Annotated in this window: 20 protein-coding genes and 2 pseudogenes; all 22 read right to left on the bottom strand. The window is 62.9% G+C overall.

Annotation, left to right across the window (positions count from 1 at the left end; translation table 11 throughout):
• Positions 1-26: 26 nt before the first annotated feature.
• Positions 27-695 carry an ATP phosphoribosyltransferase gene (gene hisG / locus ACRHIG_RS03855; RefSeq protein WP_070219646.1) on the bottom strand — a complete coding sequence of 223 codons (669 nt, stop codon included), beginning with the start codon at positions 693-695 and terminating at the stop codon, positions 27-29.
• A 146-nt stretch (positions 696-841) separates the two neighbouring features.
• Positions 842-2,091 (bottom strand): annotated as a pseudogene (murA, locus tag ACRHIG_RS03850) (UDP-N-acetylglucosamine 1-carboxyvinyltransferase).
• A 4-nt stretch (positions 2,092-2,095) separates the two neighbouring features.
• Positions 2,096-2,332 carry a BolA family protein gene (locus tag ACRHIG_RS03845; RefSeq protein WP_034753824.1) on the bottom strand — a complete coding sequence of 79 codons (237 nt, stop codon included), beginning with the start codon at positions 2,330-2,332 and terminating at the stop codon, positions 2,096-2,098.
• A 46-nt stretch (positions 2,333-2,378) separates the two neighbouring features.
• Positions 2,379-3,140: an ABC transporter permease gene (locus ACRHIG_RS03840; RefSeq protein WP_034753822.1), complete on the bottom strand. Its 762-nt coding sequence runs from the start codon at positions 3,138-3,140 to the stop codon at positions 2,379-2,381.
• Positions 3,137-4,054, bottom strand: coding sequence for an ABC transporter ATP-binding protein (locus tag ACRHIG_RS03835; protein ID WP_475416702.1), 918 nt, complete (start codon positions 4,052-4,054; stop codon positions 3,137-3,139). The genes ACRHIG_RS03840 and ACRHIG_RS03835 overlap by 4 nt, the downstream gene beginning before the upstream one ends.
• A 211-nt stretch (positions 4,055-4,265) precedes the next feature.
• Entirely contained in the window at positions 4,266-4,613 is a 348-nt protein-coding gene (locus ACRHIG_RS03830; protein WP_475416703.1) for an STAS domain-containing protein, read from the bottom strand.
• Positions 4,614-4,665: 52 nt separating this feature from the next.
• Positions 4,666-5,301, bottom strand: coding sequence for an MlaC/ttg2D family ABC transporter substrate-binding protein (locus ACRHIG_RS03825; RefSeq protein ID WP_475416704.1), 636 nt, complete (start codon positions 5,299-5,301; stop codon positions 4,666-4,668).
• Between the two features lie 72 nt (positions 5,302-5,373).
• Positions 5,374-6,255 (bottom strand): MlaA family lipoprotein, encoded by an 882-nt coding sequence (locus ACRHIG_RS03820; RefSeq protein ID WP_489629413.1) that lies wholly within the window; start codon positions 6,253-6,255, stop codon positions 5,374-5,376.
• Positions 6,252-6,722 carry an outer membrane lipid asymmetry maintenance protein MlaD gene (gene mlaD, locus ACRHIG_RS03815; protein WP_070219660.1) on the bottom strand — a complete coding sequence of 157 codons (471 nt, stop codon included), beginning with the start codon at positions 6,720-6,722 and terminating at the stop codon, positions 6,252-6,254. The genes ACRHIG_RS03820 and mlaD overlap by 4 nt, the downstream gene beginning before the upstream one ends.
• A 78-nt stretch (positions 6,723-6,800) precedes the next feature.
• Positions 6,801-7,583, bottom strand: a complete 783-nt coding sequence (mlaE, locus tag ACRHIG_RS03810; protein ID WP_034780952.1) for a lipid asymmetry maintenance ABC transporter permease subunit MlaE — start codon at positions 7,581-7,583, stop codon at positions 6,801-6,803.
• Positions 7,580-8,389 (bottom strand): ABC transporter ATP-binding protein, encoded by an 810-nt coding sequence (locus ACRHIG_RS03805; RefSeq protein ID WP_152252789.1) that lies wholly within the window; start codon positions 8,387-8,389, stop codon positions 7,580-7,582. The genes mlaE and ACRHIG_RS03805 overlap by 4 nt, the downstream gene beginning before the upstream one ends.
• Positions 8,390-8,648: 259 nt before the next feature.
• Positions 8,649-10,112: a glutamate synthase subunit beta gene (locus ACRHIG_RS03800; protein ID WP_475416706.1), complete on the bottom strand. Its 1,464-nt coding sequence runs from the start codon at positions 10,110-10,112 to the stop codon at positions 8,649-8,651.
• Between the two features lie 80 nt (positions 10,113-10,192).
• On the bottom strand, positions 10,193-14,893 hold the full coding sequence (locus ACRHIG_RS03795) for a glutamate synthase-related protein (protein WP_475416707.1): 4,701 nt from the start codon (positions 14,891-14,893) through the stop codon (positions 10,193-10,195).
• Positions 14,894-15,087: 194 nt separating this feature from the next.
• On the bottom strand, positions 15,088-15,795 hold the full coding sequence (locus ACRHIG_RS03790) for a transposase (RefSeq protein ID WP_489629412.1): 708 nt from the start codon (positions 15,793-15,795) through the stop codon (positions 15,088-15,090).
• A gap of 153 nt (positions 15,796-15,948) precedes the next feature.
• Complete coding sequence (locus ACRHIG_RS03785; protein WP_034753797.1) at positions 15,949-16,629, bottom strand: response regulator transcription factor; 681 nt, start codon at positions 16,627-16,629, stop codon at positions 15,949-15,951.
• Between the two features lie 88 nt (positions 16,630-16,717).
• Positions 16,718-17,893: a PAS domain-containing sensor histidine kinase gene (locus tag ACRHIG_RS03780; RefSeq protein WP_489629411.1), complete on the bottom strand. Its 1,176-nt coding sequence runs from the start codon at positions 17,891-17,893 to the stop codon at positions 16,718-16,720.
• A 49-nt stretch (positions 17,894-17,942) separates the two neighbouring features.
• Positions 17,943-21,046 (bottom strand): annotated as a pseudogene (locus tag ACRHIG_RS03775) (DEAD/DEAH box helicase).
• A 208-nt stretch (positions 21,047-21,254) separates the two neighbouring features.
• Complete coding sequence (locus tag ACRHIG_RS03770) at positions 21,255-21,743, bottom strand: YbjN domain-containing protein (protein WP_489629410.1); 489 nt, start codon at positions 21,741-21,743, stop codon at positions 21,255-21,257.
• 28 nt (positions 21,744-21,771) lie between these two features.
• Positions 21,772-22,464: a hypothetical protein gene (locus ACRHIG_RS03765; protein WP_489629409.1), complete on the bottom strand. Its 693-nt coding sequence runs from the start codon at positions 22,462-22,464 to the stop codon at positions 21,772-21,774.
• A gap of 9 nt (positions 22,465-22,473) precedes the next feature.
• Positions 22,474-24,204, bottom strand: a complete 1,731-nt coding sequence (locus ACRHIG_RS03760) for a putative porin (RefSeq protein WP_489629408.1) — start codon at positions 24,202-24,204, stop codon at positions 22,474-22,476.
• A 36-nt stretch (positions 24,205-24,240) separates the two neighbouring features.
• A complete protein-coding gene (locus tag ACRHIG_RS03755; protein WP_489629407.1) occupies positions 24,241-24,954 on the bottom strand; it encodes an energy transducer TonB family protein in 714 nt (237 codons plus the stop codon).
• Positions 24,955-24,964: 10 nt separating this feature from the next.
• A complete protein-coding gene (locus ACRHIG_RS03750) occupies positions 24,965-25,306 on the bottom strand; it encodes an ExbD/TolR family protein (RefSeq protein ID WP_489629406.1) in 342 nt (113 codons plus the stop codon).

Genomic DNA, 25,306 nt, shown 5'->3' with positions numbered 1-25,306 from the left:
AATCGGCTTTCTGCTACTGAATGTGTCTAGGCTTGCGAGGCGCGTTCAAACGCCTCGATAATCGGCTGCAAGCGCTCGCGCTTGAGCTTTAATGCCGCCTGGTTGACCACCAGGCGCGACGAGATTTCCATGATGTGCTCGACCTCGACGAGGTTGTTCGCGCGCAGGGTGCTGCCCGTGCTGACCAGATCGACGATGGCGTCGGACAGGCCGACCAACGGTGCCAGCTCCATCGAGCCATACAGCTTGATCAGGTCGACGTGCACGCCCTTGGCGGCGAAATGCTCGCGCGCCGTGTGCACGAACTTGGTGGCCACGCGCAAACGCGCGCCCTGGTGCACGGCCTTTTCATAGTCGAAACCGGCCTGCACCGCCACCGACATGCGGCAGGAGGCGATATTCAGGTCGATCGGCTGGTACAGGCCTTCGCCGCCGTGTTCCAGCAAGACATCCTTGCCCGCCACGCCGAAATCGGCCGCGCCGTACTGCACGTAGGTCGGCACGTCGCTGGCGCGCACGATGATGACGCGCACGTTCGGATCGTTGGTGGCCAAAATCAGCTTGCGCGAAGTCTCCGGATTTTCCAGCACCTTGATGCCGGCCGCTTCCAGCAGCGGCATGGTGTCCTCAAAAATGCGGCCCTTCGAGAGCGCCAGGATCAGCTGGGAGCTGTCGCCGTTGTTCGATCCGTTCATGCTCGTTCCTTACTCATTTATGATTTACAACACCTGACAAAACCGTAGCGAGCGAAAGTGATTTGTGGTCGAGAAGCGCAACTGTACGAAGGTACAGTGAGCATCGCAGGCCGCAAAGCACGACGCGCAGTAGGTTTTGACAGGCGTTACTTGATGCGTACGATGTTGGCGCCAACTGCCGACAATTTCACTTCCATGCGGTCGTAGCCGCGGTCGAGGTGATAGATGCGGTCGATCAGCGTTTCGCCGTCGGCCGCCAGGGCGGCGATCACCAGCGACGCCGAGGCGCGCAGGTCGGTCGCCATCACGGGCGCGCCGCGCAGCTGCTTGACGCCGGCGATGATGGCCGTGTTGCCCTCGATGGTGATGTCGGCGCCCAGGCGGTTCATTTCCTGCACGTGCATGAAGCGGTTCTCGAAGATCGTCTCGGTGACGCGGCTGGCGCCGTTGGCGATCGTGTTGACGGCCATGAACTGCGCCTGCATGTCGGTCGGGAAGCCCGGATATTCCGTGGTGCGGAAGCTGACGGGATTCGGACGGGCCGACATCTCGGCGCGGATCCAGTCGGCGCCGAAGGTCATCGTCAGGCCCATGGCGCGCAGCTTGTCGAGCGCCGCGTCGAGGATGTCCGTGCGCACGTTGCGCAGGGTGATGTCGCCGCCGGTGGCCGCCACGGCGCACAGGAAGGTACCCGTTTCGATGCGGTCGGCGATCACCGCGTGCGAGGCGCCGTGCAAGGCGTCCACGCCCTGGATCACCAGGCGGCTGGTGCCGATGCCGTCGATCTTCGCGCCCATGGCCACCAGCAGGTGCGCCAGGTCGGTCACTTCCGGTTCGCAGGCGGCGTTTTCCAGATGGTCTCGCCTTCGGCCAGGGTCGCGGCCATCAGCAGGTTTTCGGTGCCGGTGACGGTGATCATGTCGGTGACGATGCGCGCGCCTTTCAGCTTGGCGCACTTGGCGTAGATGTAGCCCGCTTCGATGCGGATCTCGGCGCCCAGCGCTTCCAGGCCCTTGATGTGCTGGTCGACGGGGCGCGAACCGATGGCGCAGCCGCCCGGCAGCGAGACCTTGGCTTCGCCGAAGCGTGCCAGCATGGGGCCCAGCACGAGGATCGAGGCGCGCATGGTTTTCACCAGTTCATACGGCGCTTCCAGGGTGGTGATGGCGCTGCCGTTGAGGACCACGCGGTCGCCGTCCTGCTGCACTTTCAGGCCCGTCTGGCCCAGCAATTTGAGCATGGTGGCCACGTCGTGCAGATGCGGCACGTTCGTCAGGTCCAGGTCGCCCGCGGTCAAGAGACCCGCGCACAGGATGGGCAGGGCGGCGTTCTTCGCGCCGGAGATGGCGATGTCGCCGTTCAGGCGGTTGCCGCCGTTGATGAGGAGCTTGTCCATGTGCTTATCCTTGGAATTCTTCAGGTGTCAGGGTTTTCATCGACAGCGCGTGGATTTCCTCGCGCATGCGGTCGCCCAGGGCCGCGTAGACGATCTGGTGGCGCTGGATCAGGCGCTTGCCGGCAAACGCGGGCGAAACGATCACGGCCTGGAAGTGCTGGCCATCGCCCTCCACTTCGAGGTGCGTGCATTCGAGGCCGGCCGACAGGTAGCCGTGGATCAGTTCTGGAGTGGTGGTCACGATAAGTCCTTGATATTGAATAATGTAGTGATGTGATGTGCCGCAATCAATGGCGCAAACGATAGCCGCTTTTCAGCAGGCGGATCGATGCCAGCGCCAGGATCACGAGGAAGCCGGCGACGATGGAAAGACTGAGCCATGGGCTGACGTCGGACACGCCGAAGAAGCCGTAGCGGAAGCCGTCGATCATGTAGAAGAAGGGGTTCAGGTGCGATACCGTCTGCCAGAAGGCGGGCAGCGAGTGGATCGAATAGAACACGCCCGACAAAAAGGTGGCCGGCATGATCAAAAAGTTCTGGAAGGCGGCCAGCTGGTCGAATTTCTCGGCCCAGATGCCGGCGATCAGGCCCATGGTGCCCAGCATGGCGGCGCCGAGGAAGGCGAAGACGACGATCCACAGCGGCGCGACAAACGACAGGTCGGCGAACCAGCAGGTGATGGCAAACACGCCAAAGCCCACGGCCAGGCCGCGCGCGACGGAAGCGAGTACATACGCCGAAAAGATTTCCCAGTGCGACAGGGGCGTGAGCAGCACGAACACCAGGTTGCCCGTGATCTTCGACTGGATCAGCGAGGACGAGGAGTTGGCAAACGCGTTTTGCAGCACGCTCATCATCACCAGGCCGGGAATCAGGAAGGCCGTGTAGCTGACGCCGGGGCTCGGCTCGACGCGGCCGTCGAGCACATGGCCGAACACCAGCAAATACAGCATCGACGTGAGCACGGGCGCGGCCACGGTTTGCGTCGCCACCTTCCAGAAGCGCAGCGTCTCTTTGTAGACGAGGGTGCGAAATCCTGTCGAAATCATACGGTACCTTTATCCATGATCTGCAAGAAGATATCTTCCAGGTCGGCTTGTTGCAATTGCATTTCATCGATTTCGACGCCCGCTTCGCGCAGGCGGGCGAGGATCTTCTCGACTTCGCTGTATTCATTGACGCGCAGGCTGAACTTGTTCGGCGCCTGCTGTTCTTCCGGGTGCAGCACCAGGTGCTGCAGGTCGGCCGGCAGGCTGCCGTGTTTCAGGTGCACCTGCAGCTGCGAGCCGGCGATGCGGCGGATCAGGGCCGACATGGTGTCGAGCGCCACCACCTTGCCGGTCTTCAGCATGGCCACGCGCTGGCACATGGCTTGCGCCTCTTCCAGATAGTGGGTGGTCAGCACGACCGTGTGGCCGCCTTCGCGGTTCAGGCGCGAGATGAACTTCCACAGGGTCTGGCGCAGTTCCACGTCGACGCCGGCCGTCGGCTCATCGAGCACGATGACGGGCGGCTTGTGCACCAGCGCCTGCGCCACGAGCACGCGGCGCTTCATGCCGCCGGACAGGGCGCGCATATTCGTGTCGGCCTTGCCGGTCAGGTCGAGGTTTTCCATGACCTCGTCGATCCACTTGTCGTTGTTCGGCAGGCCGAAATAGCCGGACTGCAGGCGCAGGGTTTCGCGCACGGTGAAGAACGGGTCGAACACGAGTTCCTGCGGCACCACCCCCAGGTTGCGGCGCGCGTTGCGGAAGTCCGTGACCACGTCGTGGCCGTGGATCTTGACGGTGCCCGCGTCGGGGCGTATCAGGCCGGCGATGATGGAAATGAGGGTGGTCTTGCCGGCGCCATTCGGGCCGAGCAGGCCAAAGAACTCGCCTTCTTCGATGGCCAGCGACACGCCGCCCAGCGCCTTGAGCGATTTATAGCTCTTTTCTACATTCGTTATTTGAATTGCGGTCATGTGCTTGTTTCAAGTGTAATGCGTCTGGTGTGATGCGCCAGTTGCCGGAGACATCCAGGCCGGCAGGCCGGTGCAGGGCGCCACCTTCAGGCGAGGACGGCGCAACAGTCAATTATAGTTGGAAAATTCGTGGAACACTTGGAGATCAATCCGGCGGCGCTGCTGGTCTGCCGGCTTGAAAGCTACTGCTGATGCGGGGAGTGGGACAGGATCAATGATGATGCAGGTCGGACGGGCTGCGTTCGGCGTGGCCGCCGGCGCTGGCGCAGTCGTCGGCCGTCAAGGTGCTCGAGACGAGCGAGCAGACGCCATACAGCTTGGTGAGGTTCTTCAGGTTGTTCGGCAGGTTTTTCAGCTCCAGCACGGCGCCCGCCTCCTGCGCGGCGCGCTGCCACGTCAGCATGACGGACACGGCGGCCGAATCGACGGCCTTGACGTTGCGCAGGTCGAACTTCGTCTGACCCGAGCGGATGGCGTCCAGACCCTGCTCCAATGCCGAAGTGGCATTGTGCACGGTCAGGGAAGTCAGGGACTGCAAGGTGTCGAGAGAATCGGGCATGGCGTCGGGCTGCGCTGGTCTGGAGCTGGGTCAGGAGCTATATGATAGCCGATTATTTGGCTTTGGCAGCGGGACGGCTGGCCAGGGCCTTGTTTTTTGCCTGCAAGGTCTTGATCAGACCATCGATGCCGCCCTTGCTGATCTCGCTGGCAAAGCTGCTTTTGTAGGTTTCCACCAGCCACGCGCCCAGCACGTTGATGTCATAGATCTTCCAGCCGGACGGGGTTTTCGCCACGCGGTAGTTCAGGGGCACGGGTTCGCCGCGCGCCACGTTGACCTGCGAACGCACTTCCACTTCCGTGTCGCTAGGGTCGGCGCGCAGCGGCTTGAATTCCACGGTTTCGTTCTTGATCTGCGACAGGGCGCCCGAGTACGTGTAGATCAGCAGCGTGCGGAATTCCGCGGCCAGCTGCTTTTGCTGGTCGGGCGTGGCGTCGCGCCAGTGACGGCCCGCTGCCAGCGAGGTCATACGCTGGAAATCCACGTACGGCAAGATCTTGCTTTCCACCAATTCGGTGACGCGCTTGATATCGCCTGCCTGGATGGCCTTGTCGTTCTTGGCCGTGTCGATCACGTCCTGGCTGATGCGCTTGACCAGGACATCCGGCGCTTCGACGGCAGGAGCGGCCTGGGCGGCGGTGGCAAAGGCGATGGTGACCATCGCCAGCAGTTGTTTCATCAATTTCATGGTTCTACCTTTCATGGTGTTGCTATGCACCGGCTGGCGTTGATCGCAGCCGTGGTGTTTCTGTACCGGAGTTTACTCCTGGGGCCTGGCCTCGGAAGCAACGGTATTGCTACCAGATGTTACGAGGTCCGCCGGCGCCACCGCGGCGGCGGCCGTGGCCGCAGGCGCGTCATTGGCAGGCTGCGGTTTTGCCTCGTACTCCGGCTCGTATTCGCTGCTGTCGTTTTTTGGCACTTTGCGGTCGCGGCGGTCCGTATCGCCATCGAAGACCTTGCTTTCGCGCGCCTGCAGGAAACCGTCGCGGATGAATTCATAACGGTCCAGCGCGGCCGCTTCCATCAGGTTCGTCGCGTCGAGCAGCGCGGCGCGCTTGTCGACCACGCGCGTCACCGTGCCGATATTGCGGACATTGACCGGATCCTTGTAGCGCCAGGGGTCACCCGTGATATCGAGCGGCAGGGCCGCCGTGTCGCGCACGGTCGACGGCCCCAGCAGCGGCAGCATCACGTACGGTCCCGACTGGACGCCATACCAGCCCAGGGTCTGGCCAAAGTCTTCGTTATGCTTGGGAATGCCGGCCTGCGAGGCGATGTCGATCAGGCCGAGGATGCCGAAGGTCGAGTTCATGCTGACGCGCACGACGTCTTGCAAGCCCGCTTCACCCTTGCCTTGCAGCAAATTGTTCACGGCGCTCCACACATCGGACAAGTTGCCGAAGAAGTTGCCCACGCCCGTTTGCACGAACGACGGCGTGACCGTCTTGTAGGCCGTGGCGACGGGCTTCAGGGCCACCTGGTCAACGGTATCGTTGAACTTGAACATCGCGCGGTTATACCCTTCCAGCGGGTCGCGCGGATTGGTGCCGGTGGCGCAGGCGCTCACGCCGGCGGCGATGGCCAGGGCCAGGCCGATACGCGCCAGGCTGCCTTGGGATTGCTTGGTCGACTCGCTCATTTGCTGTCCTTTCCTTCCGCTGCCTTGCTGTAGATGAACTGATTGATCAGGTCTTCCAGCACTGTGGCCGATTGAGTACGGGCGATCTTGTCGCCCTCTGCCAGGTTCGCCAAATCGCCGCCTGCTTCCAGGCCGATATATTGCTCACCCAGCAAACCGGCCGTCAAAATCTTGGCCGAGCTGTCTTTCGGAAATTTGTAGCCATCTTCGATGTCGAGTTTCACCAGCGCCTGGTACGTCTTGTCGTCAAAGCGGATCTCCGCCACGCGCCCCACCACCACGCCGGCGCCCTTGACGGGCGCCTGCGGCTTGAGGCCGCCAATATTGTCGAACTTGGCCGTAATGGTATACGTCTTGCTGAAAGACAGCGAGCTCATATTGCCGGCCTTGAGCGCCAGAAACATCAACGCCGCCACACCCAGCAAGACGAACAAGCCGACCCAGACATCCAAAGATTTACGTTGCATAAACAATCCTAAATAATTTTACTTGCTGCCGCCTGCGCAACATCTTGCCCAGGCCCGCTGTTTGTCGCTGATCGGCAATTACTTGCTAAACATCAACGCCGTCATCATGAAATCGAGCCACCACACCATCAACGACGAAATCACCACCGTGCGCGTGGTCGCGCCGGAGACGTCTTCCGGCGTCGGCTGCGCCTGGTAACCCTGGAACAGCGCGATGAAGGTCACCGCGATGCCGAACACCAGGCTCTTGATGGTGCCGTTGCCCACTTCTTTCCAGACATCCACGCCGCCTTGCATCTGCGACCAGAACGAGCCTTCATCGACGCCGATCAGCACCACGCCGACCAGGTAGCTGCCGATGATGCCGACGGCCGTGAAGATGGCGCCCAGGATCGGCATGGCGATCACGCCGGCCCAGAAACGGGGCGCCAGCACGCGCTGGATCGGGTTCACGGCCATCATTTCCATGGCCGACAATTGCTCGCCCGCCTTCATCAGGCCGATTTCCGCCGTCAGCGAGGTGCCGGCGCGGCCCGCGAACAGCAGCGCCGTGACGACGGGGCCCAGTTCGCGCGTCAGCGACAGCGCCACCAGCAAGCCCAGCGACTGCTCGGCGCCATACGTGGTCAGGGTGTAATAGCCTTGCAAACCCAGCACCATGCCGACAAACAGGCCGGAGACGGCGGTAATCACCAGCGAGCGGTTACCGATAAAAAACAGTTGCTCGATCACCAGGCGCGGACGGCGCCACAGGCCGCCCGACGAGGCGATGATGATAAAGAACGACCGCACGGCAAAGCCGAGGTCTTGTACCGAATTGCGCAACCATGCTCCGATCGCCGCCAGGAAACGCGCGATCATCGGCCCGCCCCCGCGTGCAAGCCCAGGTCGTCGGCCAGCGACTTGCCCGGATAGTGGAACGGTACGGGGCCATCGGCCTCGGCATTGACGAACTGCTTGACGTACGGATGCGTCGACACGGCCATCTCGGCCGGCGTGCCGTGCGCCACGATCTTGCCTGATGACAGAAAATAGACATAATCAGCGATGGCGAAACACTCCTTCACATCGTGCGATACCAGGATAGACGTGGAGCCCAGCGCATCGTTCAGATTGCGGATCAAATTGGCCGTCACGCCCATGGAAATCGGATCCAGGCCGGCGAACGGCTCGTCGTACATGATCAGTTCGGGGTCGAGCGCGATGGCGCGCGCCAGCGCGACGCGGCGGCCCATGCCGCCCGAAATCTCGGCCGGCTTCAATTGCGCCGCATTGCGCAAGCCCACGGCGTGCAGCTTCATCAGCACCAGGGTGCGGATCAGCTCTTCATTCAAGTCCGTGTGTTCGCGCAGGGGGAACGCCACGTTCTCGAACGCCGTCAGGTCCGTAAACAGCGCGCCGTGCTGGAACAGCATGCCCATCTTGCGGCGCAGCTGATACAGCTCGTCGGTCCCCAGCGTATGCACGATCTGGCCGTCCACGTTCACGGAACCGGAGCCGGGGCGCAACTGCCCGCCGATCAGGCGCAGTACGGTCGTCTTGCCACTGCCGGAGCCACCCATGACGGCCACAACTTTTCCACGTGGGAAATCCATTTGAAGGCCCGATAAAATCGAACGTTCTCCATAGGCAAAGTGTAAATCACGGATCTCAACAAGATTTGGCACGACGAAGCTCACTATTTTAATGGCGTATTGTAGTGCAGAAACGCCAACCTCTGCTGAGACACCCCTTGGGACAGCCCCGTGAAGGGGAAGAATACAACACTAATGAATCGAAAGTCAGATATTGTAGTGGAAATTTGACCTGCGCATCGCGCCCCCATCCGATGGCGCTCACAGCTGTCGACTTGACAAGTAAAAATAAGAAAGGCCACGCCGCAATCCGCGCCGTGGCCCTGTCAAAAAACGAACAATTGCTCGTTAATTAGCGCGGCAGCAGGGATGCCCCCATCAGGAACTCATCGACGGCGCGTGCGCACTGGCGCCCTTCGCGAATGGCCCACACCACCAGCGACTGGCCGCGGCGCATGTCGCCGGCCGCAAACACCTTGGCCACCGAGGTCTGGTAGCAGCCGGCGCCATCCGTGGTCGCCTTGACGTTGCCGCGCGCATCCGTATCGACGCCGAACGCTTGCAGCACCTGTTGAACAGGAGAAACAAAGCCCATGGCCAGGAAGACCAGGTCCGCCTTCATCTCGAATTCCGAGTTCGGCACTTCGCTCATCTTGCCGTCTTTCCATTCCACGCGGCAGGCGATCAGCTTTTCCACCTTGCCGCCCTTGCCTTCGAAACGCTTGGTGGCCACGGCCCAGTCGCGCTCGCAGCCTTCCTCGTGCGAGGACGAGGTGCGCAGTTTGGTCGGCCAGTACGGCCAGACCAGCGGCTTGTTTTCCTGTTCCGGCGGCTGCGGCATCAGTTCGAACTGGGCCACGGAAGCGGCGCCATGGCGGTTCGAGGTGCCGACGCAGTCGGAACCCGTGTCGCCGCCGCCGATCACCACCACGTGCTTGCCCGTGGCCTTGATCTGGTCCTTGAGCTTGTCGCCCGCGTTGACCTTGTTTTGCAGCGGCAGGAAATCCATGGCGAAGTGCACGCCTTTCAAGTCGCGGCCCGGCACGGGCAAGTCGCGCGGCTGCTCGGCGCCGCCGGCCATGATGACGGCGTCGAATTCTTTTTCCAGGTCTTCCGGGAAAATGGTTTCCTTGGCCCAGTTGTTCACATTGGCAGGGAAATCCTTGCCGACCAGCACGCTGGTGCGGAACACCACGCCTTCGGCTTCCATCTGTTTTACGCGCAGATCGATGTGCGACTTTTCCATCTTGAAGTCGGGGATGCCATAACGCAACAAACCACCGACCCGGTCGCTCTTTTCAAACACGGTGACGGCATGGCCGGCGCGCGCCAGCTGCTGCGCCGCCGCCAGGCCGGCAGGACCGGAGCCGACGATGGCCACTTTCTTGCCGGTGCTAAAACCCGCCGGCTGCGGCGTGACCCAGCCGTGCTCCCAGCCCATGTCGATGATTTTATGCTCGATGGACTTGATGCCGACCGGATCTTCATGGATGCCCAGGGTGCAGGCCGATTCGCACGGCGCCGGGCAGATGCGGCCCGTAAATTCCGGGAAGTTATTCGTCGAATGCAAGATGTCGAGCGCTTCGCGGTAGGCGCCGCGGTACACCAGGTCATTCCAGTCGGGAATGATGTTATTCACGGGGCAACCCGTAGTGCAGAAGGGAATGCCGCAATCCATGCAGCGCGCGCCCTGCACGGTCGCTTGCGCGTCCGACAGGTGCAAGACGAATTCCTTGTAGTTCTTCAGGCGCGCGGCGGGCTCCAGATAGTGTTCGTCCTGGCGCTTGAATTCCATGAAGCCGGTAATTTTACCCACGATGTTTCCTTTGTATTTGGCTGGCGGGGAGCGGCCCGGCCGCTCCCTGGTCAATTCATTTGGCAATGAGCTTGGCTGGCTCAGGCGGCGACGGCTTGCACTTCCATGGCGGCGTCCGCTGCCATCTCGATCAGCGCGCGCTTGTATTCGTTCGGGAAGACTTTCACGAACTTGCCGCGCGCCGCGGCCCAGTCGTCGAGCAGGACGCGGGCGCGGGTGCTGCCCGTGTGCTTGAAGTGACGCTCGATCAGGCGCTTGAGGATGACCTCGTCCGCTTCCGGTACGCCATCGCGGTGCTGCGTATGCCAGGCGTCGCGGTCGACGTGCTGTTCCGCCGCCGAGACGACCTTGTCCAGGCTGACCATGGCCGTGTTGCATTTGCTGGCAAAGTCGCCGGCCGGGTCATACACATAGGCGATACCGCCCGACATGCCGGCCGCAAAGTTGCGTCCCGTGTTGCCCAGCACCACGACCGTGCCGCCCGTCATGTATTCGCAGCCATGGTCGCCCAGGCCCTCGACCACCGTGGTGGCGCCCGAGTTGCGCACGGCGAAGCGTTCGCCGGCCACGCCGTTGAAGAAGGCTTCGCCGGCGATGGCGCCGTACAGCACCGTGTTGCCGATGATGATGTTGTCCACGGCCCAGCCGCGGAACTCGGTATTCGGGCGCACGATGATGCGTCCGCCCGACAAGCCCTTGCCCACGTAATCGTTGCCCTCGCCCACCAGGTCGATCGTGATGCCATGCGCCAGGAAGGCGCAGGCCGACTGGCCCGCCGTGCCTTGCAGCTGGATGTGGATGGTGTCGTCCGGCAAGCCGGCATGGCCATATTTCTTCGCCACTTCGCCGGACAGCATGGTGCCCACCGTGCGGTTCAGGTTGCGCACGGGCGAGATGAAGGAGACGCGCTCGCCCTTTTCCAGCGCCGCGCGCGCTTGCGCGATCAGCTTGTGGTCGAGTGCTTTCTCCAGCGCATGGTCCTGGAATTCCACGTGGCGGCAGGCTTGGCCGTCTGGCGTTTCCGGCTTGTGGAAGATGGCCGAGAAGTCCAGGCCCTGCGCCTTCCAGTGCGAAATCGCCTTGGATTTATCGAGCAAATCGACCCGGCCGATCAGTTCGTCGTACGTGCGGATGCCCAGCTGCGCCATCAATTGACGGGCTTCCTCGGCCACGAAGAAGAAGTAATTGACGACATACTCGGGTTTGCCCGAGAACTTGGCGCGCAGCACCGGATCTTGCGTGGCCACGCCCACGGGACACGTGTTCAGGTGGCATTTGCGCATCATGATGCAGCCTTCGACCACCAGCGGCGCCGTGGCGAAACCGATCTCGTCGGCGCCCAGCAGGGCGGCGATGACCACGTCGCGGCCCGTCTTCATCTGGCCGTCGGCCTGCACGCGGATACGGCTGCGCAAGCCGTTCAAGACCAGCGTTTGTTGGGTCTCTGCGAGACCCAACTCCCACGGCGTGCCCGCATGTTTCACGGACGACAATGGCGAGGCACCCGTGCCGCCGTCGTGGCCGGCGACGACCACGTGATCGGCCTTGGCCTTGGTGACGCCGGCGGCGACCGTGCCGATGCCCACTTCCGACACCAGCTTCACGGAAATCGAGGCGCGCGGATTGGCGTTCTTCAAGTCATGGATCAGCTGCGCCAGGTCTTCGATCGAATAGATGTCATGGTGCGGCGGCGGCGAAATCAGGCCCACGCCCGGCACGGAAAAGCGCAGGCTGGCGATGTACTCGGACACCTTATGGCCCGGCAACTGGCCGCCTTCGCCCGGTTTCGCGCCCTGCGCCATCTTGATCTGGATCTGGTCGGCCGAATTCAGGTAGGCGGCCGTGACGCCGAAACGTCCCGACGCCACCTGCTTGATGCGCGAGCGCATGGAATCGCCTTCCTGCAGCGGAATGTCGACGACGATCTGCTCGGCGCCCACGACGGACGCCATGGTATCGCCCTGGCGGATCGGGATGCCCTTCAATTCCTGCGTGTAGCGGTTCGGATCTTCGCCGCCCTCGCCCGTGTTCGACTTGCCGCCGATACGGTTCATGGCGACCGCCAGCGTTGCGTGCGCTTCCGTGCTGATGGAACCGAGCGACATGGCGCCCGTGGCGAAACGCTTGACGATTTCCTTGGCCGGTTCCACTTCGTCGAGCGGGATCGCCTTGGTCGGGTCGAGCTTGAACTCGAACAGGCCGCGCAGGGTCAGGTGGCGACGGCTCTGGTCGTTGATGATTTGCGCGTACTCCTTATAGCTGGAGAAATTGTTGCTGCGCGTGGAGTGCTGCAGCTTGGCAATCGCGTCCGGCGTCCACATGTGGTCTTCGCCGCGCACGCGGAACGCATACTCGCCGCCCGCGTCGAGCTTATCGACCAGCACGGGATCGTTGCCGAAGGCCAGCGCGTGCAGGCGCAGCGCTTCTTCCGCCACTTCAAACACGCCGATGCCTTCCACGTTCGAGGCCGTGCCCTTGAAGTATTTGTCCACCAGCGACTTGTTCAGGCCGATGGCTTCGAAGATTTGCGCGCCGCAGTACGACATATACGTGGAAATGCCCATCTTCGACATGACTTTCATCAAGCCTTTGCCCACCGCCTTGGTGTAATTGTAGATGGCTTTGTCCGCCGACAAGTCGCCGGGCAAACCGTGCGCCATCTCGGCCAGGGTTTCCATGGCCAGGTACGGGTGGACGGCTTCCGCGCCATAGCCTGCCAGCAGGGCGAAGTGGTGCGTTTCGCGGGCCGAGCCCGTTTCCACGACGAGGCCGGTGGAAGCGCGCAAGCCCTTGCTCACCAGGTGCTGGTGCACGGTGGACGTGGCCAGCAGCGCGGGGATCGCCACCTGGTCGGCGCAGATGGCGCGGTCCGAGACGATCAGGATGTTGTGGCCGGATTTCACGGCATCGACGGCTTCCGCGCACAGCGAGGCCAGGCACGCTTCCACGCCTTCCTTGCCCCAGGCCAGCGGGTAGCAGATGTCCAGTTCGTACGACTTGAACTTGCCGCCCGTGTGCGCGCTGATGTTGCGCAAGCGCGCCATGTCGTCAAAGCCCAGCACGGGCTGCGCCACTTCCAGGCGCATCGGCGGGTTGACGTTGTTGGTATCGAGCAAGTTCGGTTTCGGGCCGATGAAGGACACCAGCGACATCACCATCGCTTCGCGGATCGGGTCGATCGGCGGGTTCGTCACTTGCGCGAACAATTGCTTGAAGTAGTTATACAGCGGCTTGAGCTTGTTCGACATGACGGCCAGCGGCGAGTCATTGCCCATCGAACCCGTCGCCTCTTCGCCGGCCAGCGCCATCGGCGCCATGAGGAATTTCAAGTCTTCCTGCGTATAGCCGAACGCCTGCTGGCGGTCCAGCAGCGACGGCTGGGCTTTTTCGCCCTGGGCGCGGTCCAGCTTGGCTTGTCCTTCGGCCAGCTTGATCTCGTCGAGCTTGATGCGCACCGAGTTGATCCACGCTTTATACGGCTTGGCGTTGGCGTAGGTGTTTTTCAGTTCCTGGTCGTCGATGATGCGGCCCGCTTCCAGGTCGATCAGGAACATTTTACCGGGCTGCAAGCGCCATTTCTGGATGATTTTCGATTCCGGGATCGGCAGCACGCCCGATTCCGACGCCATCACCACCAGGTCGTCGTCCGTGACGATGTAGCGCGCCGGACGCAAGCCGTTGCGGTCCAGGGTGCCGCCGATATGGCGGCCGTCCGTGAACGCCATGGCGGCCGGGCCGTCCCACGGTTCCATCATGGCCGCGTGGTATTCATAGAAGGCGCGGCGGTTGTCATCCATCGTCGTGTGGTTTTCCCACGCTTCCGGAATCATCATCATCATCGCCTGGGCGATCGGGTAGCCGGCCATCAACAGCAATTCCAGCGCATTGTCGAAGCACGCCGTGTCGGACTGGCCTTCATAGATCAGGGGAAACAGTTTCTGCAAATCGTCGCCCAGCACGGCCGACTTCATCACGCCTTCGCGCGCGCGCATCCAGTTGAAGTTACCTTTCACCGTGTTGATCTCGCCATTGTGCGCGATCAAACGATAGGGGTGGGCCAGCGGCCATTCGGGGAAGGTATTCGTCGAGAAACGCTGGTGCACCAGGGCCAGGGCCGAGATGCAGCGCGCATCCTGCAAGTCCTTGTAGTACACGCCCACCTGGTCGGCCAGCAGCAAGCCTTTATAGACGATGGTACGGGCCGACATCGACGGCACGAAGAATTCCTTGCCGTGCAGCAGTTTCAAGGCCTGGATGGCGTGGCCCGACGATTTGCGGATCACATACAGTTTGCGCTCGAGCGCGTCCGTGACCATGATGTCCGGGCCGCGGCCGATGAAGATCTGGCGGATGACGGGTTCCTTGGCGCGCACGGTGGGCGACATCGGCATGTCCGTATCGATGGGCACGTTGCGCCAGCCCAGCACGACCTGGCCCTCGATGCGCACGGCGCGTTCGATTTCCTGTTCGCAGGCGATGCGCGACGCGTGTTCCTTCGGCAGGAAGACCATGCCCACGCCGTATTCGCCAGGCGGCGGCAATTCCACGCCCTGCTTGGCCATTTCTTCGCGGTAGTACTGGTCGGGAATCTGGATCAGGATGCCGGCGCCATCACCCATCAGCGCATCGGCGCCCACGGCGCCCCGGTGATCGAGGTTTTTCAGAATCAGCAAACCCTGTTCGACGATCGAATGGGTCTTGTTGCCCTTGATATGGGCGACGAAACCGACGCCGCAGGCATCGTGTTCATTGGCTGGGTCGTACAGGCCTTGCGCTTTCATGGGCTTCTCCGCTGCATATGACTATCGAAAAACTAGAGTAGTGCAACGCAACAAAAAACTCAACCAGAATAATTAGGGTCGGAGTCGAATTGAATTTGATTCCGTCGCCCGAAAAATTTAATAGGGACACAGTCAAAGCGATTTCAATAAAACGTCAGAAAGAAACCGTTTTTTGTTTTAAATGCGAATACTTTTCAATTGGCGTCCGACTCGGCCACGATTTTGCGGGGACGACCGCGCTTGGCGGGCAGCACTTGCCGCTGCATTTTCTGCTCCAGCGCCTGCTTGAAAGCGTCGGAACCCAGCGGCCAGCCCTTCAATACAGCCTGTTCCACGGTTTTCACCTGGCTGCTGCCCAGACCTTGCTCGAACAGGCGCAGATACGCCGCCTCGCGGTCGAACGGCGTGTTGCCCAGCGCCCAGTACAGCGCGTGGTCGGTGATGACGGGATCGGGCCGCACACCAGCATGGTGGGCATAGCTGGACCAGCCATAGTCCAATGCCTGGGCGGCCAGACCCGTTTGCACGGGCACGCATTCCAGGTAACGGCAGCAAGTAAGGAAGAAATTGTCGGGATCGATGACGGAGGTTTTGTAGCGTCCCTGCCACAACGCCCCTTCGCGACCGTATTTCTGGTTGAAATACGGCACGTAATAGCGTCCCAGCCACTGCATCAGCTGCCCCAGGCCCGTCGCATCGCTGGGCGTGGCCAATAAATGTAGCTGATCAGGCAATAAAACATAGGCGTGGACGGCCACCTTGAACATTTTCGCGCCCGTTTTCAGCCAGGACAGGAATTGCGCGTAATCAAGCGCGTCCTGGAACACGGGCTGGCGGTTGCTGCCGCGCTGGATCACGTAATGGGGCAGTGCTGGAATGATGAGGCGGGGCAAACGGGCCATGGCAAAATCGAAAAATGAAGGCTAAGGCCTTGATTTTACACACTTCCGAGCGCAGGACGCGACTCTGACCCTGTTTTATTTGAAATCTTGAAAAAAGCGATTGACTCTGTCCCTTTTATGCAGCCACCCTCCGTGGGTGGCTGGCATACGGTATCAAGACAAGTTGAAACTGGCCGACAGACTGTAGCCCTCGCCATACGCGCTGCGCAGCGGCAAGTCCTGGCCCAGGCCCGTCTTGGCCTTCTTGCGCAGGCGGTACACGAGCATGTCGACGCGGCGGCCCGCATCGGGGTCTTCGCCGCCCATGCCGGCCACGATGACGTCGCGCGGCACGGGGCGGGTGTTGATGGTCAGCAGGTGCAGGAAATTGAATTCCTTTTCCGTCAGGGCGATGACGGCACCCATCAATTCAAGTTGGCGAGCGCTTACTTTCAAGGTCCACTTGCCTGGCTCGGGCACGGGATCTTGCGGCCCCACGCGGCGGTCGAGCGCCTCGATGTGGGCGGCCAGTTCCGGGAATTTGATGGGCTTGGTCAGATAGTGGTCGGCACCGAGGCGCAAACCGAGGATGCGGCTGTCGAAAGCGACACGCCCCGTCAGCACCAGCACGCCGATTTGCGGATACAGCTGGCGCATGCGGGGGATGACGTTGAAGCCGTCCTCATCGGGCAAGCCCAGGTCCAGCACGACCACGCCGACATTACCATGGCTCAACGCCGTCCACATCCCGCCAGCGGAGCTGGTGATATGCACTTCGTGTTCGAGCTCAACGAGAAACTCCGCCATGTCTTCGGCGTAGTCCAGATTGTCTTCGACGATCAGTATTTTCGTCATTGCTACGCCATTCTTCCGTTAGTGAGCTACCGTGGGCAAACCATGCCATTCACTTCTACACCATGATGGACGGCACAATAGGTTTACGTCAAGGAATTATCACGGTTGGCTTCAGCGGAAGCAAGGCTTTTCCTTGTCTAGACAGGAAGCGGCAGCCAAATCCGGAAAAGCGCCCCGCCTTCGGGCAGATTATGCCCCTGCAAACTCCCCCATGCACGTCCACCACGGCGCGCGCCATGTACAGGCCCAGGCCCGCACCCGCATGCGTGGCATCGGTTCCACGGAAACCTTTCTCGAACAGCTGCGCCAGTTCCTCTTCCCGCAAGCCGGGCCCCGCATCGCGCACGCACAGGGCCACGCCGCCCTCGGGCACCAGCCTGGCCGACACGGTGATGGCGCTGCCCGGCGGGCTGAACTTGACGGCGTTGTCGAGCAGGATTTTCAGACACAGAGCCATGCCGGGCACGTCGCAGCGCAGCCTGGCCGGCAAGTCTTCATCGAGTTCCAGCTGCACGCGGTGGCTGGCGGGCACGGTGGCGGCCGCCTGCTGCAGCAAGGCCAGCGGCGCGATGCCGTCGGCGGCCCGCTCGCGGCCGATGGCCGCCATGCGTTCGGGCGATAAATAGTCGTCTATCATGCCCAGCAAACGGTCGACGGCCGTCTGGATTTTCACGTAGCGCTTGCGCGTGGCCTCGTCGGCCTCGCTCGACGTCGAGACGAGGCGCTGGATGGCGCCGTCGATGGTGGCCAGCGGCGTGCGGAATTCATGCGACAGCATCGAGGCGAAACGCTTCTGCTCCTTTTCCCGCTCGGCTTCCTGCGCGTGGGCGGCGCTGACGTCGCGCACCGTGCCCACCACGGTGACGCCCCGCCCCGGGGCCGCGGGCACGATGGTCGAGCTCACTTCCAGCGCCAGAGGATGGCCGTCGGCATGCGCCAGCTCCACTTCGCGCAGCAGGGTCAAGCGGCTGGCATCGCCGTCGCGCCAGCGCTGCAGCCGGGCCGGCACGTCCGCCGCCAGGCGCGCCGCGTGTGCGCGCAAGGCGGCCAGATCGTAACCGGTCAGGCGTTGCGCGGCAGGGCTGATGTAGAGTAATTCGAGGGTCGTGGCGTCGAGCAGGAAGGCCGCGTCGCGGCCATGTTCGGCCAGCAGGCGGAACTGCGCTTCGCCCGCCCGCGCGCGCAACAGGGCGCGGCGCAACTGGACGAAACGCAGCGCCATGAGGACGGCGCCGGCAAGCAGCAGGAGGAAAATGGGCAGCATGCGTTATACCTGGCAGGAAAGAAGCGCCAAGTATAAGCGTGTGCCAGCGTTAATCTTCCAGCGGGGCGAAAATCTGCTGCAAGTCTTCCTGCGTGAGGGCCATCTTCTGCGCTTCGCCTTCGGCCAGGATCGATTGCGCCAGCTCCGATTTCTTTTGCTGCAGCAGCTGGATTTTTTCTTCCAGGGTGCCCTTGGCAATCAATTTGTAGACGAACACGGGCTTGTCCTGGCCGATGCGCCAGGCGCGATCCGTGGCCTGGTTTTCCGCCGCCGGATTCCACCACGGATCGTAGTGGATCACCGTGTCGGCGGCCGTCAGGTTCAGGCCCACGCCGCCCGCTTTCAGGCTGATCAGGAAGATCGGCACGGCGCCCTGCTGGAAGGCCGCCACTTGCGCGCCCCGGTCCTTCGTCTCGCCCGTCAGCAAGGCGTACGGAATGTCGCGCGATTCCAGCTCTTCCTCGATCAATTCCAGCATGCTGGTAAATTGCGAGAAAACGAGGATCTTGCGCCCTTCGTCAAGCAAGTCTTCCACCATCTGCATCAGGTCGAGCAGTTTGGCCGAACCGGCCGACTGCTTCTTCGCCGGCAAGGATTTCACGAGGCGGGGGTCGCAGCACACTTGCCGCAGTTTCAGCAGCGCTTCGAGGATGACGATCTGGCTGCGCGCCACGCCCTTCTTGTCGATTTCTTCGCGTACTTTTTGATCCATCGCAAGACGCACGGTTTCATACAGGTCGCGCTGCGGCCCCGTCAACTCCACCTTGCGCACCATTTCCGTCTTCGGCGGCAGTTCCTTGGCGACATTGTCCTTCGTGCGGCGCAGCAGGAACGGTTTGATGCGGCGGTTCAGCAGCATGCGGCGCAGCGGGTCGTCCTGGCGCTCGATCGGGTGACGGAACTGCGTGTTAAACGTCTTCTCGTCGCCCAGCAAGCCCGGCAGCAGGAAGTGGAATTGCGACCACAATTCGCCCAGGTGGTTTTCCAGCGGCGTGCCGGACAAGCACAGGCGGTGGCGCGCGCGCAGCAGTCCCGCGCTTTGCGCCGCCTTGCTGCGCGTATTCTTGATGTAATGCGATTCATCGAGGATGACCAGGTGGAAATCGTGCTCGCGCAGGGTTTCCTCGTCGCGCGGCAGCAGGGCGTAGGTCGTCAGCACCAGGTCGCACTGGTCGATCTGGTCGAATTGCTGGGCGCGGTCCTTGCCTTGCAGCAGCAATACTTTCAGGCTGGGCGCAAATTTTGCCGCCTCGTCCTGCCAGTTGCCCATCAAGCTAGTCGGTGCGATGACGAGGGCCGGATGCGTGAGACGGCCCGCTTCCTTTTCCACCAGGATATGCGCCAGCGTCTGCACGGTCTTGCCGAGGCCCATGTCATCGGCGAGGATGCCCGCCAGGTCATGGTCGCGCAGGAATTGCATCCACGCCAGGCCATCGGCCTGGTAATCGCGCAAGGTCGCCTGCAGGCCCGCCGGGGCCGCCACTTTTTGCACGGAACCGAACTGGCTCAGCTTGCGGCCCATGGCGCGCAGCTGTTCGCCGCCCGTCCACTGCATCTCCAGGCCCCGCGCCAGCTCTTCCAGACGCGCCGCGTCCAGCGTCGACATGCGCACGGCATGCCTGATCTTGTCGCCGAAATACAGTTCGCCCAGGGTGTTCAAGATCGGGCGCACGCGGCCCCACGGCAGGGCCACGCGCGTGCCGTCCGGCAAGGTCGCCAGCATCTGGTCGTCGTCCGCATGCGCTTCGATGACTTTCGGATTGAAATCGTTGGGCGCATTGCGGATCAGCTGCACCAGCACGGGCAGCAGCGGCACGCGCTCGTGGTTGACGACGATGCCCAGTTCCAGTTCGAACCAGGCGTTGCCGCTGTCCGGGTCCTGGTCGTCGATTTCCGCGTACCAGTCGCCCACGTCGCTCACATCGTAGCGGTACTTGGCCGTCTTTTCCACGATCCAGCCCTGCGCCAGCAAGGCGTCGATGCCGGACTCGGCAAAACGCAGCCATTCCGCCTGGGAAGGCAGCAGCAAGGCGCCCTTCAAACCGCTCAGGGGGCGGAACCCGGCTTCTTGAATTGCAGCTCGGCCAACGTCGCCAGGGCCCGCGCTTCATCGACCGTATTTCTCTGGATAATTTCCGTCACCTCGCCCACTTGCCGCACCACGCGCTGCGACGGGTCGAACGAGACGCGCTCGCCATCGTAGTCGTAGGACAGCACGGCGAAGTCGCTCCAGCGCTGCAGGCTGCCGTCGGCCAGCATGGCGCTATCGAGCAGCAACACCGGCTGCGCCGGCACGTCCTTGCGCAAGCGCTGCGGCAACGGCTGCGGCAGCGGCATCAGATGCTGCAAGCCTTGCGCCAGCAGCAGTTGCGACACGCGCACCTTGTCGTTCGCGTTCAACGGCGGCGCCTGCGCCACCAGCGCCTGCAGGTCGGCCAGGGAAATGTCGGAGCCGCCCTGGTTCAGTTCCAGCACGCCGCACGACAGGTTATCGATGTACCACGGCGGATCGGTGGGCAGCATGTAGTCGATCTGGTCGGCGCCATGGTGCTTCGCGCCTTCCGGCGGGTCCACTTGCCAGCCCAGACGCATGGTCTTGCCCTCGTCGCGCCAGAACAGGCGCGCGGGGCGCACGGGACCTTCCTTCAACGGGTACACGAGACCATTGCCCACGTCGGCCCAGGAATTGGCCCACAGCAGCTTATCCTGCTCGGCCAGCATTTTCAGCAGGGCCGCGCCCACCTTGCCCTTCGGCTCCGTGGCGCTGCCCGTCTGCGAATTCTGTCCGCTGCGCATGGCCACGAAGAACCGCACGAGGTCTTCATCGGCCGGCGTCAAGAACGTGGGCGGCGCCGACAGCAGGGAAAAGATTTCGCTGATGGGAGACGCCGCCGCCACGTCGCCGTTCGGCCGCAGCCGCGCCTTGTACAGGCACAGGGCCACGTGGCGGCCGCCGCTGGTGGGCGCCAGCACGTAGATCAGGCGATGCTGGTTGAGTTTGGGATCGGGCTCGGCAATCGTCAGCACAGCCTTCGGATGGGCGGCAGCCTCCACCCGCTGCAGCCAGGTGGCGACGGCATACGGCAAAGGCGCTCCCGGCGCGCTGGCCGGGGCAACTGGGGTTTCACTGGTTTCGTCGCGGGTAAAATCCATGGGGCGCATTTTTGTGTAAAGGTCGTATCCAAATCGGCAACAGGCAATATTATCCGCCATACAGGCGTTGCTGGCTTGATTCACACACGCTCTTTGAGCAGTTTTAATGCGCGATGCCTAAAAAATAAGTATTTAATACGACACTTGGGGTCCGCTGGCGGCAAAAAAGGCCCGTCATGGGCCTTTTTTGCCGCCAGCGGATGGCTTATCAGGCCGGCACAGTGTCGTCTTCTGCCACGCTGGCGGCCTCGACTACCGGTGCCGTGCTCGTATCGGCCGGCGTAAAGTTGCGCAAAAACAAGAAGAACTGGCCCATCATCTGCGTCCACAGTTGCAGATTGATATCCAGGTACTCCTTGCTGACGCCGCCGGCAACCAGCACATCCATCTCCAGCACGACGAAATCGCCATGCTGGGCCACGCGGGCAAAACGCTTGCTGCGGTGCCATTCGGCCAGCAAGCCGGCCGGCAGGTCGCCGCCCTGCACGCGCAGCGGGCAACTCAGGGTCAGGTCCGCGTACTGGCCGGGCGCTGCTTCGTTACCCCACAGCACCTGAAAGCCGATGCCATGGCTGGCGCTGTGCAGGCGCACGACGCCGTCGTGTTCGATGCTGGTCACGGCGCAGCCGGCCGCCTTGATGGCGTCGGCCGTTTGTTCCGCATTCAGGGTGGTCAGCAAGGTGTTGATGTGTTCCATCGTCATTCCATTCATTTCAAAAATAAAATTATTGGGGTGCCGGCGCGGGAGCGGCCGGCGTGTCACTTGTTTGACGCGCATCAAAGCGGCCCTGGTACAGCTGGTCGCCGTACTGCTGGGCGATTTGCTCGAGTTTTACCCGGCTTTGTGCGGCGAACGGCTGGCGCGCTTTCATGACGTCCAGCACATCGAGGCCTTCATACGCTCGCAGGATGTCCTGCCCGGCCGCATACAGCTGGGCATTCTTGCTTTCGCAGCGCGCCAGGGCACCGCGCTGCGCCGCCACCTCGCCATCGAGGCGCGCACGCTCCGCTGCCAGCTGCTTGCCCGTGGCGGCCAGCTGTTCGCCGGCCTGGCGGTACTGCGTCAGACTGGCGCTGGCCTCCTGCGCGGCGGCGGCGCTGCGCTGCTGCTCGGCTGCCAGTTTCTCCCGCTGCGCGCGTTCCTGCGCCAGCTGCGACTGGCTGCGCGCCAGCTCCTTCTTCAAGCCATCGCTGGCAGGCGCCGCAGCGGCGGGCGCCGCCTTGGCGGCAGGCACGCCCTTGGCTTTCAGCGCTTCCAGTTCGCCGCGCGTCTGCTGCAATTGCGCCGTGACATTGCGCAACTCGGCCCGCAAACGCTCTTCCATGCTCTGCCCCTTCTGTCCCTGCGCCTGGGCGGCGCCGCCGGCCAGCAGCATCAGCAGCAAGACCGGCAAGCGCGTTTTGTTGAATATCAACATCATGGCTCCTTAAAAACGCGCGTTCAATTCGATTTGCAGGGTGTCGATCGACAGTGCCGAACCGAACACTTCGCGGCTCGACGTCCAGCGGCCATTGAGCCAGGTATTCTTGTCGAGCGCATACGCACCGCCCAGGTAATAGCCGCGCGCATTCGTGCCGCCCAGGTGGAAGGTGGAATCGTTGTAGGCGTCAGGCAGGGCGTCCGGTTCGATGCGCTTGTAGCCAAGCAGCACGTTCCAGTCGCCGCGCGCCGCCGGGTTCGCCTTGCCCAGGGTCGCCTGCAGCATGTAGGCATTGCCGCCGCTCTTGAAATCGGCTTGCGAAACGCCGCCCGTGCCGCCGAAGTTGTTCATGATGCCGCCCTTGGCGCGCGCCCACATTGCGTTCTTGTCGTAGGCCATGTTGCGCACATAATCGCCTTCGATGCGCAAGTCCGTGCCGCCGGCCACCTTGCTATCCCAGCGCGCATTCAGGTTGGCCAGGCGGAACTTCGAGGCCAGGCCCACGAATTGCGGCTGCGGCGTATTCGCCGGGTCCAGCGGGTTCAGGGCGATATTGCGCAGCAACATCAAGCTATTGCCCTTCTGCATGCTCGATGGACGCGACCAGTCCGTGCTGCAGCCATCGGCGCCCGCATACAGCGCGCACGGCTGCGAATATTCTCCGCTGATGTTGCGGAAGTTGTAGTAGGCCAGCGCACCGCGCAATTGATGGTCGCCATTGATCTTCCACGAGGCGCCCACCTGCGCACCGAGCAGCCACTTGTTTTCGCTCGACATTTTTGCCTGGCTGCGGCTAGGCGCATTGTCGGACGAATACTCGAGCGGAATCAGGCCCAGGGTGCCGAACACGGTGACGTCCTTGGCCGCGCCCACCGGCTGCTGCACCTTGGCGGCGATGCCGTCGAAATTGAGTTCGCTGGAAAACAGTTCGTCACCCGACACGAATGGATTGTCGAAGCGGCCCGCCGTCAGTTTCAGCCAGGAAGCGGGCTGGTAGGACAGCCAGGCCTGGTCCAGCCAGATGTTTTTCTTGCCCAGGCCGCCGCCGAGGGTTTGCGTGGTCGATACCGGGCTGTCGTCGTTGCCGCTGGCCAGGCGGATGCCCGCTTGCGTGGTGTCGGAAATGTCGGCCAGGATGCCCAGGCGGGCACGGGCGCGCAGCAGGTGCTTGCGGTCTTCACGCGTGTTGAGCAACGCCGGCAGGGCCAGGTTGGTGTTCGAATTGACGTCGTAGCCGCCGCTGTTGAGCGAGCGCCAGTCGATCTCGATATTGCTGTTGGCCATGTCGTAGTAGCGCGATTCGTAGCGCGCGCGCACGTCGCCTTCCAGGCGGATGCGCTTGGTCCAGGCCGGCGTTTCATTCGGCGCCGCCCAGCCGCCCGCCTTGGCCTCGGCCAGCACTTGTCCCTTGATCTCGTCGCGGATCTGTTCGCGCACGGTTTGCGAAATGTACGGCACGCGCACGTCGCCCGGCTGTACCTGCGCCAGGGCGGCCGGCGCGGCGGCCGGACGGGCTTGCGCGGCGGCCAGCGCTTCGCTCTGCGCCTGCGCCAGCAAGGCTTCGCCGGCATCCTTGTTCAGGGCGCCGCTCTGGATCAGGCCACGGATCAGCTTGACCATGGTACTGTCGGCCGGTGCCTGCGCCTGTACGGTGCCTGCCGCCATGCTCAAGGCCAGGGCGGCCAGCGCCAGCGGAAGGCGGCGCGCACGCTGTGGGGTAGAAAATAAGGAATTCATCGCTTCTTTCGGTAAATGAGGAATTAAATTCATGCGCTATGGCCGGCGGCCTTTAATGGAAACGCGGGCCGGGAAACGCAGGGACGCCGGCGGCCGCTCATCGGCGCGGAAATCGCGCACCATGGCCAGCACCTGCTCATCCGTCTGCGCATTGCCCGTGCCTTGCACCAGCTGCACTTTCGTCGTCCTGCCTTCCGCATCGAGCCACAGGTCGACGCGGATATCGCTGAATGCCAGCTGGCGCGTGCGCGGATCGCGGGCGAAGGCCAGCTGCAGCGCATTGGCCACATAGCGGCCATACGATCCCGCGCCGAGGCCGCCGCCACCGCCGCCGCCCGTCATGCCGCCGCCGCGCCCGGCCTGGATGCCGAAGGCGTCGCTGCCGGCCTGCGCCGCGCCGTCGATGGTGACGGGGTCGCCCTTGTCCGGCGACGGGCTTTCCGGCGCGTCATCCATGGGCTTGTCGGCCGGCGTCGGTTCCGGCTCGGACACTTCCGGCACCACCTTGTCCGGCGTCGGTTCCGGCAGTTTTTCCGGTTCCGGCGGCGGCGGTGGCGGGGGCAGCATTAGCATCGGCGGGGCCGCCACTTCGCGCTTGGTGGCCGCCGTGTCCGACAGCAAATACCAGACCAGCGCGGCCAGACCAGCGGCCAGCAGCGCGCCGCCGGCCACGCCGCCCCAGCGGCGCCACCACTGCGCCGCGCCCGACGGTTCCGAGGCGGCCGTCTTCATCATGTCGTCACGCTTCACCTTGCGCTCCTCATGCCGGCTTGCCGGTCACCAGGCCCACCTGGTTCAGGTCGATGCGGCGCAACAGGTCCAGCACTTCGACCACTTTCGCGTATTGCACGGCGGCGTCGCCGCGCACGATCACGGGGAAGTCGGGCGTCAGCGCCTTTTCCGTGCGCAGCCGCTCTTCCAGTTCCGGCAGGGTGACGGGATAGGCGTCGAGGAAGACCTGGCCCGCGTTGTCGATGGTGATGGCCTTGGTCTTCGGCTTTTCCAGCGCCATGGCCGAACTGGCCTTGGGCAGGTCGACCTTGATGCCGGGAATGCTGGCGTTGCTGGTCAGAATAAAAATCACCAGCACCACCAGCAGCAC

The organism is Janthinobacterium sp. C22 (assembly GCF_057919405.1).
Note: the sequence above shows the minus strand (reverse complement) of the source record. Positions and strands in the feature narration are given on the sequence as shown.